At 53.3% G+C, this 17,959-nt stretch carries 17 protein-coding genes; 3 read left to right on the top strand and 14 right to left on the bottom strand.

The window, feature by feature from the left end; all coding sequences use genetic code 11:
- Nucleotides 1-121: 121 nt before the first annotated feature.
- From cigR to ABVN44_RS19345, 5 genes are all read right to left on the bottom strand, one after another.
- Nucleotides 122-601, bottom strand: coding sequence for an anti-virulence regulatory inner membrane protein CigR (gene cigR / locus ABVN44_RS19365; RefSeq protein WP_023231591.1), 480 nt, complete (start codon nt 599-601; stop codon nt 122-124).
- A 101-nt stretch (nt 602-702) separates the two neighbouring features.
- A complete protein-coding gene (mgtU, locus tag ABVN44_RS19360) occupies nt 703-789 on the bottom strand; it encodes a magnesium transporter protection protein MgtU (RefSeq protein WP_251009859.1) in 87 nt (28 codons plus the stop codon).
- 12 nt (nt 790-801) lie between these two features.
- Nucleotides 802-894, bottom strand: coding sequence for a protein MgtR (gene mgtR / locus ABVN44_RS19355; protein ID WP_001082118.1), 93 nt, complete (start codon nt 892-894; stop codon nt 802-804).
- A gap of 21 nt (nt 895-915) precedes the next feature.
- Nucleotides 916-3,642, bottom strand: coding sequence for a magnesium-translocating P-type ATPase (gene mgtA, locus ABVN44_RS19350; RefSeq protein ID WP_023205353.1), 2,727 nt, complete (start codon nt 3,640-3,642; stop codon nt 916-918).
- Between the two features lie 219 nt (nt 3,643-3,861).
- Complete coding sequence (locus ABVN44_RS19345; RefSeq protein WP_000392699.1) at nt 3,862-4,557, bottom strand: MgtC family protein; 696 nt, start codon at nt 4,555-4,557, stop codon at nt 3,862-3,864.
- Between the two features lie 505 nt (nt 4,558-5,062).
- Between ABVN44_RS19345 and ABVN44_RS19340 the strand changes: the two genes are divergently transcribed.
- Entirely contained in the window at nt 5,063-5,965 is a 903-nt protein-coding gene (locus tag ABVN44_RS19340) for an EamA family transporter (RefSeq protein ID WP_001682335.1), read from the top strand.
- A gap of 42 nt (nt 5,966-6,007) precedes the next feature.
- Here ABVN44_RS19340 and ABVN44_RS19335 read toward each other — a convergent pair whose 3' ends face one another.
- From ABVN44_RS19335 to dagR, 8 genes are all read right to left on the bottom strand, one after another.
- On the bottom strand, nt 6,008-6,949 hold the full coding sequence (locus tag ABVN44_RS19335; protein WP_023231592.1) for an Rpn family recombination-promoting nuclease/putative transposase: 942 nt from the start codon (nt 6,947-6,949) through the stop codon (nt 6,008-6,010).
- 235 nt (nt 6,950-7,184) lie between these two features.
- A complete protein-coding gene (locus tag ABVN44_RS19330; RefSeq protein WP_001186146.1) occupies nt 7,185-7,928 on the bottom strand; it encodes a 2-dehydro-3-deoxy-phosphogluconate aldolase in 744 nt (247 codons plus the stop codon).
- Complete coding sequence (gene dgaE, locus ABVN44_RS19325; RefSeq protein WP_023231593.1) at nt 7,915-9,024, bottom strand: D-glucosaminate-6-phosphate ammonia lyase; 1,110 nt, start codon at nt 9,022-9,024, stop codon at nt 7,915-7,917. The genes ABVN44_RS19330 and dgaE overlap by 14 nt, the downstream gene beginning before the upstream one ends.
- Nucleotides 9,025-9,027: 3 nt before the next feature.
- Nucleotides 9,028-9,888: a PTS system mannose/fructose/sorbose family transporter subunit IID gene (locus ABVN44_RS19320; protein WP_001526325.1), complete on the bottom strand. Its 861-nt coding sequence runs from the start codon at nt 9,886-9,888 to the stop codon at nt 9,028-9,030.
- A complete protein-coding gene (locus tag ABVN44_RS19315) occupies nt 9,885-10,634 on the bottom strand; it encodes a PTS sugar transporter subunit IIC (RefSeq protein ID WP_023231594.1) in 750 nt (249 codons plus the stop codon). The genes ABVN44_RS19320 and ABVN44_RS19315 overlap by 4 nt, the downstream gene beginning before the upstream one ends.
- A gap of 145 nt (nt 10,635-10,779) precedes the next feature.
- Nucleotides 10,780-11,265 carry a PTS system mannose/fructose/N-acetylgalactosamine-transporter subunit IIB gene (locus tag ABVN44_RS19310; protein WP_023231595.1) on the bottom strand — a complete coding sequence of 162 codons (486 nt, stop codon included), beginning with the start codon at nt 11,263-11,265 and terminating at the stop codon, nt 10,780-10,782.
- 10 nt (nt 11,266-11,275) lie between these two features.
- Nucleotides 11,276-11,701, bottom strand: coding sequence for a PTS sugar transporter subunit IIA (locus tag ABVN44_RS19305; RefSeq protein ID WP_000214111.1), 426 nt, complete (start codon nt 11,699-11,701; stop codon nt 11,276-11,278).
- A gap of 218 nt (nt 11,702-11,919) precedes the next feature.
- Entirely contained in the window at nt 11,920-14,718 is a 2,799-nt protein-coding gene (gene dagR, locus ABVN44_RS19300) for a transcriptional regulator DagR (protein WP_001252675.1), read from the bottom strand.
- Nucleotides 14,719-14,914: 196 nt separating this feature from the next.
- On the opposite strand from dagR, the gene ABVN44_RS19295 reads away from it, so the two are divergent.
- Together ABVN44_RS19295 and ABVN44_RS19290 are read left to right on the top strand one after the other, a co-directional pair.
- On the top strand, nt 14,915-15,208 hold the full coding sequence (locus ABVN44_RS19295) for a YicS family protein (RefSeq protein WP_000824212.1): 294 nt from the start codon (nt 14,915-14,917) through the stop codon (nt 15,206-15,208).
- Nucleotides 15,209-15,313: 105 nt separating this feature from the next.
- Nucleotides 15,314-16,696 carry a glycoside hydrolase family 1 protein gene (locus ABVN44_RS19290; protein WP_023227863.1) on the top strand — a complete coding sequence of 461 codons (1,383 nt, stop codon included), beginning with the start codon at nt 15,314-15,316 and terminating at the stop codon, nt 16,694-16,696.
- Nucleotides 16,697-16,755: 59 nt separating this feature from the next.
- Here ABVN44_RS19290 and nepI read toward each other — a convergent pair whose 3' ends face one another.
- The gene (gene nepI, locus ABVN44_RS19285) at nt 16,756-17,949 is read right to left on the bottom strand and encodes a purine ribonucleoside efflux pump NepI (protein WP_001004798.1); all 1,194 of its coding nucleotides are present in this window, start codon (nt 17,947-17,949) and stop codon (nt 16,756-16,758) included.
- Nucleotides 17,950-17,959: the final 10 nt, after the last annotated feature.

The following is a 17,959-nucleotide window of genomic DNA, read 5'->3' as shown; positions in this document are numbered from 1 at the left end:
TGCGGCGGCCCGAAGGGCGAGCGTAGCGAGTCAAACCTCACGTACTACGTGTACGCTCCGGTTTTTGCGCGCTGTCCGTGTCCAAACTGGCTGCGCCAATAACGCCTGGTGGGATAGGCTCTTAATCAAATACGCCATTAATAATCGCCGTGACCACCGCGGTACTGAGCGCGATCAGCACCAGATTATCCCCAACGATTTTCCACTCATAGCCCGGATAATAAGGTAATTGTCCCAGCATAGACTCCGGCACCGTTTTTTTAGCGATTCCCGGCGGCAGCGGTTTTCCTCTCGCCAGATTTTTCGCAATCCCCGGAGGTAAAGACTGATAACCCGTCAGCCCTAAATTCACTGCCAGTTGCCTGGCGACAGCGTAGCTAATGTCCGACTCGACGTGATCCGGTTTACCGCCATTTTTACGGTGTTCCGTTTTTTGCCCGGCATTTCCTTTATGTCCGTTACCGTTATTACCCTGATTAGCCGCGTTATTACCATGTCCGCCGCCATTGCCATTTCCCGGATTCGCCAGCACAGGCGTAGCGCTCAGGGAAAACGTAATCAACGTCGCCAGGACGGCGGTTAAACCACGACGATTATTCATGATATTGCCCTTCTGATGTGGGATACCATGAAAATAGCGCCCCACCATAAAAAGAACAACTACATCGATTCTTATTTTAAGCGGGGCTCGCCAACAGCAGCTTATCGTATCCAGATAGTCAGTAAAATCAGGATGATTGCTATCAGGACAACCTGATAAAAAATTTTGTCCAACCCTTTTTTTTGCATGGCGTCACCTCGTTATAAAACGATTTGCCAGAGGGCTAAACACAACACCAACAGGCTAATCAGTAAAAATATCAGCGCGATGATTTTATCGGGTGAGCGATTCATCTGGGCGATCCTCAAACATCATTAAAACCACTGGCCAAAGCGTTTGATATAAAAGCGCTTCATGCCTTGCGCCACCAGACAGTAGCTCAATAGTGTCGCCACCAACCACGGGAAGTAGCTCAGTGGCAGCGGCTCCAGTCCAACCATCGCGCCCAGAGGTGAGAATGGAATATAAATGCCTATCGCCATAATCAAGCCGGTCGTCAATAATACCGGCAACGTCGCCCGACTTTGGATAAACGGTATTTTCTGCGTCCTTAGCATATGCACAACCAGTGTCTGCGAGAGCAGACCCTCAATAAACCAGCCGGACTGAAAGAGCGCCTGCGCCTCTACGTTATTAGCCGCAAAGACGTACCACATCAGCGCAAAGGTTGTGATATCGAAAATAGAAGACGTTGGGCCAATCCATAGCATAAAACGACCAATATTTTTCGCGTCCCATTTCCGCGGCTTACGCAGGAACTCTTTATCCATTTTGTCCCACGGCAACGACAACTGCGAAATGTCGTACATCAAATTCTGGATCAACAGATGAATCGCCAGCATCGGCAGAAATGGAATAAACGCGCTGGCTACCAGTACCGAAAAAACATTGCCGAAATTAGAGCTGGCGGTCATATTCAGATATTTAATGATATTGCCAAAGGTTTCCCGCCCTTTGATAACGCCTTCCTCAAGCACCATGAGATCTTTTTCCAGCAGAATAATATCTGATGACTCTTTAGCAATATCGGCGGCGCTATCGACGGAAATTCCCACATCCGCATCACGAAGCGCGGGCGCGTCGTTGATCCCATCCCCAAGAAAACCAACGGTATGACCATTTTTCTGTAGCGCTTGTAAAATACGTGTTTTTTGTAACGGCGTCAGCCGGGCGAATACTGCGCGTTTCTCCACTTCAGACGCCAGTTCGGCATCCGACATCGCCTCAACCTGGGTTCCGGTCAGGATATCGTGCGTATCAATACCCACTTCCAGACAGATACGCGCCGTCACGACCGGATTATCGCCGGTGAGGACTTTGACCGCCACGCCGTTATCCCGCAACGCGGCAATCGCTTTACCGGCGCTCTCTTTCGGCGGATCGAGAAAAGTGAGCATCCCTTCGATGGTAAGTTCGGTCTCATCCTCCACACTTAATGTCGGATTGTTCCCGGAGCCATCCAGCTTACGTGTCGCTATCAGCAATACACGGAATCCCTGCGCATTGTAATCTTCGGTTTTCGCCAGCAGCAGCTCGCGGCGTGTTTCCGTCAGCGCCACTACACGATCGCCTTCGCGAAGATGGGTGGCTACCATCATCATCTCTTCAACGGCGCCTTTGCAGATCAGGCATCTGTCTCCATGCTGCGTATCCTCCACCAGTACCGATACCCGGCGACGTACAAAGTCGAATGGCAGTTCATCGCGTTTAATGAAGCGCGCTTTTGTCGATGGTGCGATTCGCCCCTCGCCAAAACGCAGTATGGCGCGATCCATCACATTCCGGGCGCCGCTCTGGCTGCTACTATTCAGCCAGGCCAGCATCAATACCCGGCTGCTTTTTACACCGCTCACATCCAGATGATGCTCCAGAAAAATATTGTCCTGGGTTAAGGTGCCGGTTTTATCTGTACACAGCACATCCATCGCGCCGAAGTTTTGAATAGCGTTCAGGCGCTTGACGATCACTTTGCGCCGCGACATCGCAATCGCGCCTTTTGCCAGGTTGGAACTGACAATCATGGGCAACATTTCCGGCGTCAACCCCACCGCAACTGCCAGCGCGAACAGCGAAGCCTCTACCCAGTCTCCCTTACTGAAACCATTGATCAGCAGGACAACCGGCACCATGATCAGCATAAAGCGTATCAACAGCCAGCTCACGCTGTTGACTCCGCGATCGAAAGCCGTCTGGGTACGCGTACCCACAATGGATTTCGCCAGCGAGCCGAACCAGGTACGGCTTCCCGTCGCGACCACGACCGCTTGCGCTCTGCCGCTGGTTACATTGGTTCCCATCAGACAGATATTGCCCAAATCTAGCAGGCTTTTATCTTTATCAGGCAATTGCTCGCTGTCTTTACCTGCCACATCAGCCATAACATCGTATTTTTCTACGGGTAATGATTCACCACTAAGAATTGACTGACTGATAAAGAGATCGCGCGACGCCAGCAGTCGAACGTCGGCGGGCACCAGATCGCCTGCGGCCAGAAAAACCACATCGCCCGGCACCAGTTCTTCAATGGGAATCTCTTCCTGCACCGCGCCTATATTGCCCGGCCCACGACGCAACACCGTGGCGGTGGTGCGCACCATCTTTTTCAGCGCCTGTGCTGCTCTGTTAGTGCGAAACTCCTGCCAGAAACGCAATAACCCGCTCAAACTGACCATCGTCAGAATAATCAGCACGCCGGTGAGATCGGTCTCTTCGCCACGGCGTAACGGGAGCCAGTAATCCGTGATGAAACTGACCCCTGCCAGTGCCATCAGAACGTAAATAAACGGGTTATTGAATGCCTGCAGAAGCTGAACCAGCACCGGAGGAACTTGCTCATGCGCCACTTCATTGCGCCCATACACTTTCAACCGTTCGCTGGCCTCTTCTATCGTGAGGCCCTGACGATGGCTGTTCAGCCGCGCCAGTGTCTCCTCCGGGCTATGAAAAGCTTCCGCTTCGATCGGAAATACTTTTTTATGCTGCTTATCATTTTCTGACGCCGGGCGATTGAGTTTCCGGTTTTCAATGTTCATGTCAGTCATGATGAATCCCCAAAATTAAGGTGTAGTGTTTCCTGCATATCACGCCCAGGGAATAGCAAACTCACGATTTGAAGGTGAATGCCCCGGGAGAATTATCTATGCATAAAAAAGGTTATTGCTTACTCACTATTTTGAGTGGGTTTTATTTTATCGACTCGGGAATATCCATCATTCCCTCCTTATACGCCTGGCGTAATGTTGCAATTGAATAAAAAACTATTATTGACTATCAATGCTCCAGTGAATTGCGGTGATATTATCGTTATCACCTATTCTGGATATAATCAGTTCTCGCGTTTTACGATAATCAGCATGACCCACGAGCTCGGCACGAATTTCTTTATAGCCCTGTTCCTGAGCGGGGACCGAACCTAACCCTTGTAAACAGATCGCGGCCTCTTTTACGATATTCAGTAACCACTGACGAACCGCGCTCTCATCTTCTTTATTACAGGTTACTTTCAGGATATAACGTTTTTCTCCCTCGGCGGATACCGGGAGTTGATTTATACGCTGCGCCGCTTCACGCAATAAAATATTGGCACAAAGAATAATGATCGTCGCCGCCAGCGCATTTTTGAACTGCCCTAAGCCGCATAACACGCCGATGCCCGCCGAACACCATAGCGTTGCCGCAGTGTTCAGTCCGCGCACATTCATCCCTTCGCGCATGATGACGCCCGCCCCCAGAAAGCCAATACCAGAGACAATCTGCGCCGCAATTCTCCCGGGGCTGTCTGGCGATGTCGTCATGGAACTCAGAATAAAAACGGCGGCGCCTGTCGCCACCAGCGCATTAGTGCGTAATCCCGCCATACGTTGACGCCATTGTCTTTCCGCGCCAATCAGTGCGCCCAACAGCATAGCGGCCAGTAAATTCAAAATATAAGGAAACATTAACATACGTTCCTCCATTTTTTCTGGAAGAATAAGTACGTGCTATATTTAGCACACGACAAATTTCTGCCCTGAGGCAATTAGCGTCGTGTTGACGGCGGAGGAAATAAAGCGTGTTTAAACATGAACATGACGATTACCTCGCGACAATGCGCGTGTTGTAACATTATTGGGATGACAATCGTCACAAGGGGAGATTGCTGCCCACCGGTTCGGCAAGCAGCGCAGGAATAGCGTGCGTTAACTTGCCAGATGATTTACGTAAAAGTGACTGTCCAACATATTACTCCTGAATGAATTTGCGCTTATTATAGTCAGTCAATATGTTCTGTAAAGTGCAAAGGCGGGGATAGTGACGATTTGTTTAAGTTTGTTTGATATTTCCTATGGCAAAAAAATGACAATATTATGTCAATAACAGGCTCGTCTGAAATCATTAAACAATAAATTCCTGCTTAATACCGACGATAGCTCTGTTATGATGCCTGCACGTAAAAAAATAAAACAACATGACGAGGAAAAAATGGGTTCCACCAGAAAAGGGATGCTAAACGTCCTGATTGCCGCCGTATTGTGGGGGAGTTCAGGCGTTTGCGCGCAGTACATCATGGAGCAAAGCCGTATGTCGTCACAGTTCCTGACGATGATACGTTTGTTATTCGCCGGGCTGATACTGGTGACCTTCTCCTTTATGCACGGCGATAAGATATTTTCAATTCTTAAAAACCGCAAAGATGCCCTGAGTCTGCTGATTTTCTCCGTGGTGGGCGCGCTCACCGTTCAGCTAACCTTCCTGCTCACGATTGAAAAATCCAATGCCGCCACCGCGACAGTGCTGCAATTTTTATCGCCGACCATTATTGTAGCGTGGTTTGCATTAGCGCGAAGAACACGACCAGGCATTCTGGTCTTAACCGCCATTCTTACATCGCTTATCGGCACCTTTTTACTGGTGACTCACGGCAATCCAACATCGCTGTCGATCTCTTCAGCCGCGCTGTTCTGGGGTATCGCCTCCGCATTTGCCGCCGCCTTTTATACGACCTGGCCTTCCAGGCTAATCGCCCAATACGGCACGCTGCCAGTGGTCGGCTGGAGTATGTCCTTTGGCGGCCTTATTCTGCTGCCCTTCTACGCTAAAGAAGGAACGCACTTTGCGGTGAGCGGCAGCCTGATTCTGGCCTTTTTCTACCTGGTGGTGATCGGTACGTCGCTGACGTTCAGCCTGTATTTGAAAGGCGCGCAACTGATTGGTGGCCCCAAAGCCAGCATTTTAAGCTGCGCGGAACCGTTAAGCAGCGCCCTGCTGTCGCTACTGCTGTTGGGGATTAGTTTTACCTTGCCGGACTGGCTGGGCACGCTGCTCATTCTCTCGTCAGTGATTCTGATCTCTCTCGATTCCCGTCGACGCGCGCGGGCCGCTTAACGCCGTTGATAATCACGATGACCGGGCGGAAAAGGGAAAAGTTTAATGGCGCTTTGCCTTAATCTCTTCGTCAGAAAGCCCGGTAATCATCAGCACCATCTGCCGATCTATCCCCTGTTCCAGCATCGTATGCGCAATACGCAAGGCTTCCTCCTGCTTACCTTGATGTATACCTTGCTGTATGCCTTGTTGCACGCCTTCACGCTTACCTTTTCTGCGCCCCGATTCACGTATTCTGTCTACGATCGTCATTAATCTCTCCTTGTGTTGGGGAACACGACGCGCCACCTCGCGGATAAACTTGCCAAAACGAGGCGTGCTGCCATGCTGTATTAGCAAATAATTAAACAGCGCTTTTAGCTGACTGTCATTAGCGTTTCCCGTAATCAGAAGTACCGCTAAGCGCTCGACCAATCCCATCAGGTCGCGCTGACGTATATGCTTTTGTACCAGCTCCAGCATCGCGATACGTCGATGCTGCATAATCTCGTTATCCGGCACCACCGTAATGTCTACCAGTGGAAATGCCGTCGCATAAAGCTGACGCGCCAGTGCAGGATCGTCAAACTCATCCAGCCAGCACAGCGAAAAGGGATACGGGCTTTTCGCGCCATGGTAAAACAGCATGGGAATCACCAGCGGTAACGTTTTATGACCAGCATCCAGATGGCGCTGCATCGCGGCAGTCGCGTAACGCATTAACCGGAACGCCATATGCGCGTCCGGCGTACTCTGATGCTCTATAACGACATAGATATAACCGTCGCCTTCACACGTTTTTAGCGACCAAAGGACATCGGAATAAAACGCGCGTAAATTTTTCTCGATAAAACTGTCCGGCGCCAGTTTCAACGTCGTCAGATCGCAACGTATTCTTAGCGAATGGGGAAGATGAATATTGAGAAAATCCCGCACGGTATCCGGATGGCGTAAAAACGTTTTGAATACCGCATCATGAGGCGTGGACGTGGGGCTTTTTTTCATGGCGATCCGTCACCTGAGGAATAAGATGACGCCACTGTACTCGCCAAAAATACAGACAGCATTCAGGAAAATTTAACCCTGCGAGGAGGCTCGAAAGGGAATCACTGACGGCTGCAATACGTACATTTTTGCCCAGCCTGCTACGCATTATCGCCCGGTAGCGTAACGCTAACCGGGCCTACAAATACACGTCATCTGTAGGCCCGGTAAACGCAGCGCTCTTCGGCGATAAATCTCACACCAGAGCTTTGACTATCTCCATCAACCGAATGATGTCTTCGGGGCGCGTATTGCCGGTTTGCGGATCGATAATCGAGCTGTAAACATGCGGCATGACGCGCGGCACGCCTGCTTCCAGGCAGGTTTGCAGGATAATACCGAAATTATCCAGTGAGATACCGCCGGTCGGCTCGATAAGCGTCATGCCGTGGCGGGCGGCGGTTGTCGCCAGCGCATAGAGTTCCGGTAACGACTTCTCGCCGCCCATCGGGAAAAACTTCGCCGCATGTGCGCCCATATCCTGCATCATGCGTACCGCCGCTTCACAGGAAACGCGGGCTGGCGTTCCCTGGCTGCTGCTGACGCCGGTAGAAATCACCACCTCGCCAGGCGTTCCCGTCGGGCTGACCAGGGCGTTAATATGTGTTTGCTCGCCGCCTGTCGCCGCCAGTGCGCCCGCTGCGAAGCCGCTGCCGGTAAAGGTCTGGTTAACGTGGGCCGGGTGAGTATGGGCGGCAATCATCGCCGCTTTGTAGTACTGCGCCGGGTCGCCTGCGCCCAGTCCCACCGAGATAGACGGCACCTCCGCCATCCAGCGTTTCACCTCCGGCACGCCCTCTTCTACCGTAGCGAACTGCGCGGAAAGTACGCCGATGACCGCATGGCCTTCGGCGGCTTCATAGATAGCCTTCGCGTTGGCGATATCCTTTGCCAGTACGTTAATCGCTACCCGCTGACGATAAAAATTAATCTGCTGCATGTTCTGCAATCTCCCTGAGTCGCGCCACAATCAATGCCATTTCCCCTTCGGCTACCGTGCGTGGATCGAGGCTAAAAACCCCCTGATGAAGCTGATATTTGCGGGCGTAAATCGCTATCTCGCCGCCGCGCAACTGCGCTTCGACGTCCTGCGCGTTCAGTCCCAATTCAGATGCGTTCACCCGCACACGAATACGCCAGATTGCACGCCCGGCCTCATCCTGTTCGATATCGGCATAAAGCCCATGGATGGCGGAAATCGCTTCCGCGACCGGCTGTAACTGTGCTGCGGTCACGGTCGTCTGGCCCTGGTGGTAATTCTCCAGCGCATACACCAGCCCAACCATGTTTTCCTTGCCGATTTTCATTGCTCTGGCAATGCCATGATGCTGCGCTTTGCAGGCGGCAATCCACGTTTTCTTACCAGTGATAAAGCCGGAGGTTGGCGCATTAAAGGCTTTCGCGCCGCTATAGATAACCATATCCGCGCCGCTCGCCACCCAGCCGTGCAAATCCTCTTCCGCCGCGGCATCGACAATCAACGGCAGGTGGTTGGCCTGCGCCACCTGTACAAAATCGTCAATGCTCAACATGCCTTTCTGTACGCAATGGTGTGATTTCACATAGAGTAGCGCGGCGGTCTTTTCATTAATGGCGCTTTCCAGTTGCCAGCGGGCCGCCAGATTGCTCGACCCCACTTCCACTATGCGCCCGCCGCCAAGACGAATGGCGCTGGTGACTGGCGCGCCGTAGTCCACATTATGCCCGCGCAGCATCACTACCTCATTGGCCATACCGGTACTGTCCGGCATCAGGGCGACGCGCGCCCGATCGCCGTGGGTGATAGCGGCAGCGACGGCAATGGCAATACCCGCCGAGGCGCACGAGGTGATATAGCTATCTTCAGCACCCGTATAGCGCGATACCAGTTCGCCGGTTTTTTCCACCAGCGCGTCAATCTCGACAAAAGCGGAAGCCGCGCGCGCGGTGGCCTGCATGACCTCCGGCGCGACGCTTGAGACGCCCAGAATGGTCATTTTGCCGCAGGCGTTAATGACCTTTTTCAACCCCAGTTGTTGATAGATATTCGGCGTCATGATTTACAGCACTCCCAACAACGAACAGACTATGCTCAGTGCGACAATCGACAGCAAAATGGTGGTGTAGCGCGGCCCTTTTTTTACCAGATAGAAGTAGATGGCGAATACCGCCGCCAGTGGCAGTAAGCCCGGCGCGATAGAGTCGAGGATCTGCTGAACCACCACTTCAGATCCTTTCAAAGCGCTAATTTTTAACGGCGTGGTGATTTTGACGTAGCTGGCGGAAAGCGCGCCCATCATGATCAAACCCAGCACGTTGGCCCCGTAGATCAGTTCTTTGATTCGCCCCCCTTGCAGCAGGCCGATAATCGAATCACGCCCCAGCGTATATCCCTTGTGGACCATACCGTAGCTGATCGCCAGGGTGATCGCCGGGTAGAGAATCAGCGGGATAATACCGCCCATCGCGCTGCCATTTGCCGCGAACGGAATAAAGATCGCTATCAACAGCGGCATCACCGCCGCCCAGATAATCGAGTCGCCCATCCCGGCAAGCGGCCCCATCAGGCCAGTTTTAATGCCGGTGATAGACGAGTCGTTAATCGGCTCGCCGCGCGTTTTTTGTTCTTCCATGGCAATAGAGATGCCCTGAATCACCGCGCCGAAGGTCTGCTCGGAGTTAAAGAAGTTAAGGTGGCGTTTTAGCGCTTCTACCTGCTCCTCTTTTTGTGGGTAAAGTTTTTTGATGATCGGCGTCATCGAGGCGCAGAAAATCAGGCTTTGTAAGCGCTCATAGGAGCTGGAAACCTCGGCGCCCAGCCAGTAGATAAACCAGGCTTTGGTGATATCTGCTTTGGTCAGCGCCCCGCTTTCCCGCGCGCGCTCAACCAGTTCATGTTGCATTACGTCACTGCTCATCATGCTACTCCTTCATTTTTCGCCAGGCCTTTAATCAGGAAGGCGACACAGGTGCCGAAGATGGCCATCGCCATGATGTCGACCTTGAGGTATAACACCGCGAAGAACCCGCCGATAAACCACGGCAACAGGCTCTTTTTACCGATCACCATAATGGTGATGGCAAAGCCCAGCGCCGGCAGAATGCCGCCCATGATTTCAAAGGAGTGGGTTAACCAGTGCGGCATCAGTTTAAGGAAACTTTCCACCACATCCTGGCCAAAGTAGTTAGCGGCAAAGACCACCGGGAAGCGCAGCACCAGCCCCAGCAATGCCGGGTAAAGAAAGGCGCAACGCATGATGCCCGCCATGTTTGCCGTTTCCGCGTGTTTATCCGCCATATGCACCCAGGCGGCGTTCAGCGTGCGCCTAAGCTGATCGAGAAACACGCCAATCACGCCAAACGGGATTGCCAGCGCGATCGCCAGGTTTGGGTCCATACCGGCCTTCACCGCGATAGGAATGGAGATACAGGCCGCCAGCGCCGGGTCCGACGGCACGTTGCCGCCCGGCGTTGAGGTCACGCCCAAATAAACGAGCTGCATCCCTGCGCCGATGATCATCGCAGTCTGCATATTGCCAAGCAAAAGCCCGACAAATACCGCGATCACCACCGGTTGTAACAGCATCGCGGAGAAGGTGTAGCCGAGGCGTAAACGGGCAAACCAGTAATACAACCCCATCAGGCTTGCAAAAAGTAAGGTATCCATAGTGTTATCCTATACACTTCATCCTTCAGGCTGCCTCTTTGTTGGCTGCCTTCGCTCACCCCAGTCACTTACTTTAGTAAGCTCCAGGGGATTCACTCAGTTGCCGCCTCGATGCATCCAGAATGATTTTGTGTCTATTAAAGGGTTAGAATTTTTTCAGGATATCGTCGAGCGGCTGCGGCTTATCTTCCAGAATGGTCTGGAAAAATACCTGAACGCCACGGTTTTTCAGGTCGTTAAGAATGCCGACGTCTTTTTCATCCAGCGTAATATTCTGAAAAACCGCCTTGCGGTTTGGCCCGCCGCCGAGACCGCCAACCTGAATGCGGGTGACGTCAAAGCCCAGTTGTATGGCGTCCTGCACCGCCGCCAGTGAGGGAAAAAGCACCAGCACGTTACCGTCGCCAAGCTGATTTTCTTTCCATGCGGCGGCAAAACTCTGGTTGCCGAAGCAATCCACTTTGATATTTGGCGGCGCCGCCATCAGGTAGATATTTTTCATAAACGGATCGGCGTCCAGTTCATCACTCACAACGGCTATCCGGTTCGCCTGAGATTGTCCGACCCACTTCGTGACAACCTGCCCATGAATGAGACGGCTGTCGATGCGGCATAAAACGATATTGGCCATGATGTTTTCCTTAGAGTGATTGTTGTAGCTGACGTACATGGGCGACCACATCCAGGCAGCTACTGCGCCCGGCCTCAACTAACTCGTCCACGCAGGCGGTTAGCATCCCTTGTTCGCGCCTGTCCAGCGCCTCCAGCAGTAGCGACGCATTCAGTCCGGCGATCACCGCCACCGGATAATCGGCGCTTAGCCGCGCCGCGACGTTGGACGTCGTGCCGCCGACAAAATCCGTCAGGATCAGCGAGCCTTCCGGCAGCGTTTTCACCACGGCCTCGACGCGTTGATAAAACTCGCCCAGCGTATCGACAGGCATTAGCGCGATTTCCGTCACGCCTTTAATTTCGCCCGTGACCATACGCAGGCTGTTGCAAAGCGATTGTCCCCAGCCGCCATGCGTCAGCAGCAGGATGTGGGGCAACGGTTGTGTGGTAGTCAAAATGGCCTCCTGGCGCAATTACATGAGAACACCGGCATATATTGCCCGGTGGTACTGCGCTTACCGGGCCTACAGAACGCTCCCGTTAGGCCGGATAAGGCGTTTACGCCGCTATCCGGCATAACGCATCATCAGAAGAGCAAAGGTTGTGCCAGAATTTGTGTCACGCGAGAAAGAAGAAAGGTCTGGCGAGGCGCGAAGCCCCGCCAGTAAAAGGATTAGCTATAGAGCAGTTCGTAGATATAAAAATATTCCGCATCCGATAAACGGATGGCGTAGGCGTCTTCGATCGGCAGAAAAGCGGATTTGATGACACTAAACGCGCGCGCGTCCAGATTCGGCTGACTTTCCAGCGCCATCTGTAACGGTTTACGGTTAATCACAATACGCTCTACCATACAGCAGCAGTGGATCAGGAAGCGCAGTGTCACCTGGCGGCTTGGTTTCAGGGAAAGCGAAGACGTCAGATGGTTAAAAACGCCCTCCATCTCTTTCAGAATACGCTGCGGGTTAAGCACGGAAATATGGTTGATGATGCTCTCCATCGTTAGCGCGCTGATAAAGCGCATGGCGCTGCGCTCCATCTCCAGACGGCGTTCAGCGTTGGACAGATCGGGTGTTAACAGGCTCAACACCAGTTCCGGCCCTTGTTCGGAGAAAAGCTCTTCCAGCGAAATAAACGGAATATCCGGCAACCCCGGCTGGAAAGTGCCGACAATCCCCGCCAGCCGCTCGCTGGCATTCAATGCCTGCTGAACGCGCTCCAGACTACGTACCTCGTTATAATCAAGGATCACCATCCTGGTGTCCTGCGACATCAGCTCGCCAAAGCTCTCCTCCAACACCTTTTTGATTTTTTCCGCCGTTCCCATGCCGGTAATACAGGAGATGACCAGCACTTTGCCGCCGTTCTCCTGCTGCGGCGTACAAAGCTGGCAGGGGATATTTTTACTCTGCAGGAGCGCCGTCAACTGTGGTAAGTCGCTGGTTTCATAGCTTAAATCCAGCCCGACTTCCAGCAGACTGGTCAGCGTGATGTTCGGCATGAGCAAAACATCTATCTGGAATAACTTACTGATCGTACTGCCGAAATGGATCAATGAACCGATGTCCACCAACAGGATAAGCCGCCGATATTGGCGGGTTTGAATCATTTGGGTCAGCGTTTCCAGCGTGTCATGCACCGACTGTTCAAACGGCATGTCGATGGCGCTGAACAGCTCGCGCTCCAGCACGCGGTTAACATATTGCGCCTGGCTGGTGGCGGTGGTCGCGCCGTGGGCGATCAAAATGACCCCGCAGTCGGGGCTGGCATCGATACGCTGACGATAATGGCGGCACTCTTTCAGGAACAGGCATAGCCAGACCACTTCCGTCGCCGGACACTGAATATGCAGCAGTTCGTTGATTTTCCGACACAGCAGCGTGGCGTTGTCATATTCGTCTTTGCAGCGATCCAGGATCAAACTGGAAGAGTAAAGCTGCGGGATCAGGCCGCGCTGCACGTAGCCTATCAGCGCCAGGAAGTGTTTACGCAGTGGGTTAACCAGATTTTCCGGCAGCGAAAAACCCAACACCTGCTCTACGCAGCCAATCAGCAGCGTCACGCGCTCTTCAATCTGGTCGCCATAGCGCGGCGGATGCGCCACGCTGTCGCGGCTGTAGAGACCGTATTCAAAAATCGAGCTGAGTTTATTTTTCAGGATCGCCAGCGTCTCCGCCGGGGGGACGTTACTGTTGCGCAAATTAACATATTCGCGCGTCAGGAAGCTGTAAAAGAGGTCGCTCTCTTCAATTTCCGCCCCGGTCGCCAGCGACGTCTTCAATGCGGGCAGCGTGCGCGCGTCTATATTTAGCCGCGCTTTACCCTCAAACAGAGTATCCACCAATAGACGCTGTTCCGGCGTCGGGTTAACCGACATTTCCGCCAGCCGCTTATCCAGCTGTAGCGTGTCGTTATGCTCGGTCATTCCCGATGCCCACGCCTGAGCGCAGAGAAACTGAATATCGCTTTTAAGCTGACCGATATTGCCTTCCAGGGGTTTATTCAGCAACCAGAGCAACAACGGTTTATCAATGCTGACCGTGCGTTCTATTTTGCGGCTTTCCCGTTGTAAGAACCCCACGATCAGTTCGATCTGTTCTTCAACGGAGCGCTGGCGAATACCCGGCAAATCAATGCATACCTGAATACGCCGCTGGAAAGTACGTAACAGCGCCGACCCGACCGGCTCGGTAGTGGCGCAAATCAGGCGTACCGAAATTGATCGCGGCTGGCTGCTCACGCCAAGCGGACGGTACTCGCCTTTATCCAGAATAGAGAACAGCTTTTCCTGCCCTTCATAAGACAGACGGTGCACCTCGTCCAGCAGCAGATAACCACCGTCCGCCTGCTCCACGAGGCCTGTTTTATGTTCATTCGCGCCGGTAAACGCCCCCTGCCGATGACCAAACAGATGCGAGGAGAGCAGTTCCGGGTTATGGGCGTATTCCGCGCAGTTAAAGTAGACCAGCGGCGGGATAGCGCCGCTCGCCTGTTCACAGGCGAAACGGTGCATCAGTTCCGCAAAAAAGGTTTTACCGACGCCGGACGGCCCGGTAAGCAGAACGTGTAAACCGTGCGGATAGAGCACCGCCGCACGGCCTTTTTCTACCGCATCGCGCAGGCTGCGATCGTAACCAATCAGGCTGGTAAACGGATCGTCGGGCGCGTAATGCTCTTCATGCGGCAGCACATCCGCCACCGACCGCACCTCGCGTTCAGACTCTTCCAGCTGTCGTCCCAGCAACGTTTCCAGCGCCTGGCGATGCAGAAAATAGACCGGGCGGCCACGGCTTTTGATTGCCAGGCCGTCATTCCATAACTGATTGAGATCTTTGCTGACGGAGTTACGCGCCAGCCCAAGATTGAAACCTATCGCCTCCGCCGTAAACGCCGTCTCCTGCGCCAAATCGGCAAGGCATAGCCCGCGCGTCAGCCGTTCCAGCTCTCCCAGTACGATCTCAATACGTCTCATTACACTACCGCTTACGAAATAAAAGAGTAGTCAGAACATACACTATTCTGCCACGCAAGAAAGTGAAGGCGCAGCGAGAAACCGCCTTCCCACTTTTGCCTGACTTCAACGCCAACGGATAGCACGCCCCGATGAGTGAACGTCGCACGGTCTACACTTACTCTTGAAAAAGTGCAAACCGATAAGGATACCGTTTATGAAACGAAAAACGCTTCTGCTTATTGCCGCGCTTGTCGCGCTACCGGGCGTCACGTATGCCGACTCTCCGTTTAGCTCACTCCAGTCGGCGCATGAAAAAAATACGATTTTAAAGGATTTGCGCAAAATGTGTACGCCCAAAGGCGCGCTAACCGATGAAGCCTGGGAGAAAAAAATCATGGCAAGCGAGGGGAACCAGCAGCATATTCGGGAGGCGATGATCGCGATAGAGCGCAACAATCAGCATAACTACTGGCAGGCTCTCGGCAAGGTGGAATGCCCGGAGATGTAGCACAGCTTTTCCGCTTTTTGGTCGCGAAAATGCGGACTGTAACCGGTTTCTGTTCGCTAAAACCGCGTATTCTGGAGCGAATTTACGCGATCAAGGAGTACGACAATGCGATACCGTTTTCCCGATAACTTCTGGTGGGGCAGCGCCTGCTCAGCGTTGCAAACCGAAGGGGATAGTCTGAATGGCGGTAAAAGCCAGACCACGTGGGATGTGTGGTTCGAGCGCCAGCCTGATCGTTTTCACCAGGGCGTCGGTCCAGCGGAAACCTCAACGTTCTATCGCCACTGGAAGCAAGACATCGCGCTACTGAAACAGTTAAAACATAACAGTTTTCGCACCTCGCTAAGCTGGGCGCGGCTCATTCCAGACGGCGTAGGCGAGGTGAATCCACAAGCGGTGAGCTTCTACAATCACGTCATCGACGAGCTACTGGCGCAGGGCATCACGCCGTTTATTACGCTGTTCCATTTTGATATGCCGATGGTCATGCAGGAGAAAGGCGGCTGGGAAAATCGCGACGTCGTAGAGGCGTTTGGTCGGTACGCGCAAACGTGTTTTACCTTGTTTGGCGACCGCGTGAAGCACTGGTTTACCTTTAACGAGCCGATTGTGCCGGTGGAAGGCGGCTATTTGTACGACTTCCACTATCCCAATGTGGTGGATTTTAAACGGGCGGCCACCGTGGCGTACCATACCGTGCTGGCGCACTCGACCGCCGTGCGCGCCTGGCGCGCCGGGCGCTACGACGGTGAAATCGGCATAGTACTGAATCTGACGCCGTCCTACCCACGCTCGCAGCATCCCACCGATGTGCAAGCCGCGCACCATGCGGATCTGTTATTCAACCGCAGTTTTCTTGACCCGGTATTAAAGGGAGAATACCCGGCGGACTTGGTGGCGCTGCTGAAAACCTATGACCAGCTGCCTGCCTGTCAGCCAGGCGACCGTCAGCTTATTGCCGACGGCAAAATCGATTTACTGGGGATTAACTATTATCAGCCGCGCCGCGTGAAATGCCGTGATACGGCGGTGAATCCGCAAGCGCCGTTTATGCCGGAGTGGTTATTTGACTATTACGACATGCCGGGGCGCAAGATGAACCCTTACCGCGGCTGGGAAATTTACGCGCCAGGAATTTACGACATCATCACCAACCTGCGGGATAATTACGGCAATCCGCGCTGTTTTATCTCCGAAAACGGGATGGGCGTTGAGAACGAGCAGCGTTTTGTGCAAGCGGGACAGATTCACGATGATTACCGGATTGACTTTATTTCTGAGCATCTTAAATGGCTGCATAAAGGCATTAGCGAGGGCTGTCACTGTCTTGGCTACCACATGTGGACCTTTATCGATAACTGGTCATGGCTGAACGGCTATAAAAATCGCTATGGTTTTGTACAACTGGATTTAGCCACCCAAACGCGCACGGTGAAAAAAAGCGGAGAATGGTTTGCCGCCACCGCAGAGCATAACGGTTTTGATTAAGCGTTTATTATTGCCGGATAACGACTAACGTCGTATCCGGCCTAAAAATGGTAGCAATATCAACTCATTGGCGTAATACGGACTTTCGCCGCCACGACTAACGCCGTCAACAGCATCAGTCCGCCGGAAAGCGCCAGCGGCGAAAGCAGCCCGAAATTGTCGAGCGCATAACCGCCCACCGCCGCGCCACAGGTATTTGCCAGTTGAATCACCGCGACCTGGATGGAACCGGCTTTTTCCGCCTGATCGGCAAGAGAACGAGTGATCCACGTTGACCATCCCACCGGCACCAGCGCAAACGCCAGTCCCCAGATAATCGCTATTGCCGCCGCCACGGTTTTGTCGCTTCCCCACACAATGAGCGTCAGCGCGCTCAGCGCCAGTAGCAGCGGCGCACCGGCCAGCGCCAGCTTTACCGAACGTTTCAGAACGTAAGATGAGAAAGAAGTGCCAACGAAGCTGGCAATACCAAAACTGAGCAACACCAGCGTCAGACCATCAACGTCAAAGCCCGCCAGATTCATATAGACCGGGCGAATATAGGTAAAGAAAGCGAACTGCCCGGCAAAAGACATAAAGATGGCGATCATCCCGGCCATCACGCCAGGGCGTTGCAACAGGCTAAACATATTCTGTTTCTGGTGAGAAGGTTCGCCCGGCAGCGACGGCAGTGATTTCACCACCCAGATGACGCACAGTACGCCCATCACCGCAGCGGCGTTAAAGACATTACGCCAGCCAATAATACCGCCCAAAAAACTGCCCAGCGGCGCGGCGATCACTAACGCGATGGAAACCGCGCCAAAAATCACCGACAGCGCTTTCGGCACGGTACGCGCGGGAACCAGTCGCATGGTCAGCGACGCCGACATCGCCCAGAATCCGCCCAGCGCCAACCCAAGACAGGCGCGGCCCAGCAACAGCAGCGTAAAGCTGTTGGCAAAGGAGACCATCAGACAAGAAGCCGTCAGCAAAACGGCGAACAGAATAACGATATAACGCCTGTCGGTCGCCTGAATAATCTGGGTAATGAACAGGCTGGAAAACATCGCGACAAACGCCGTAACGGTGACCGACTGACCGGCGACGCCCTCGGAGATCCCCAGATCCTGCGCCATCGGCGTCAACAGACTAACGGGCAAAAACTCAACGGTAATCAGGCAGGCGACACAAAACGCCACGGCAAAAACGGCTGACCAGTTAGGCCTGGCAACCCCATCAGCGCGGAATTTTTCTGCGATATTTTCATTCATTGTGGTCACC

It is taken from the genome of Salmonella sp. SJTUF15570, assembly GCF_043357055.1.
Lineage (GTDB): Bacteria > Pseudomonadota > Gammaproteobacteria > Enterobacterales > Enterobacteriaceae > Salmonella > Salmonella enterica.
Note: the sequence above shows the minus strand (reverse complement) of the source record. Positions and strands in the feature narration are given on the sequence as shown.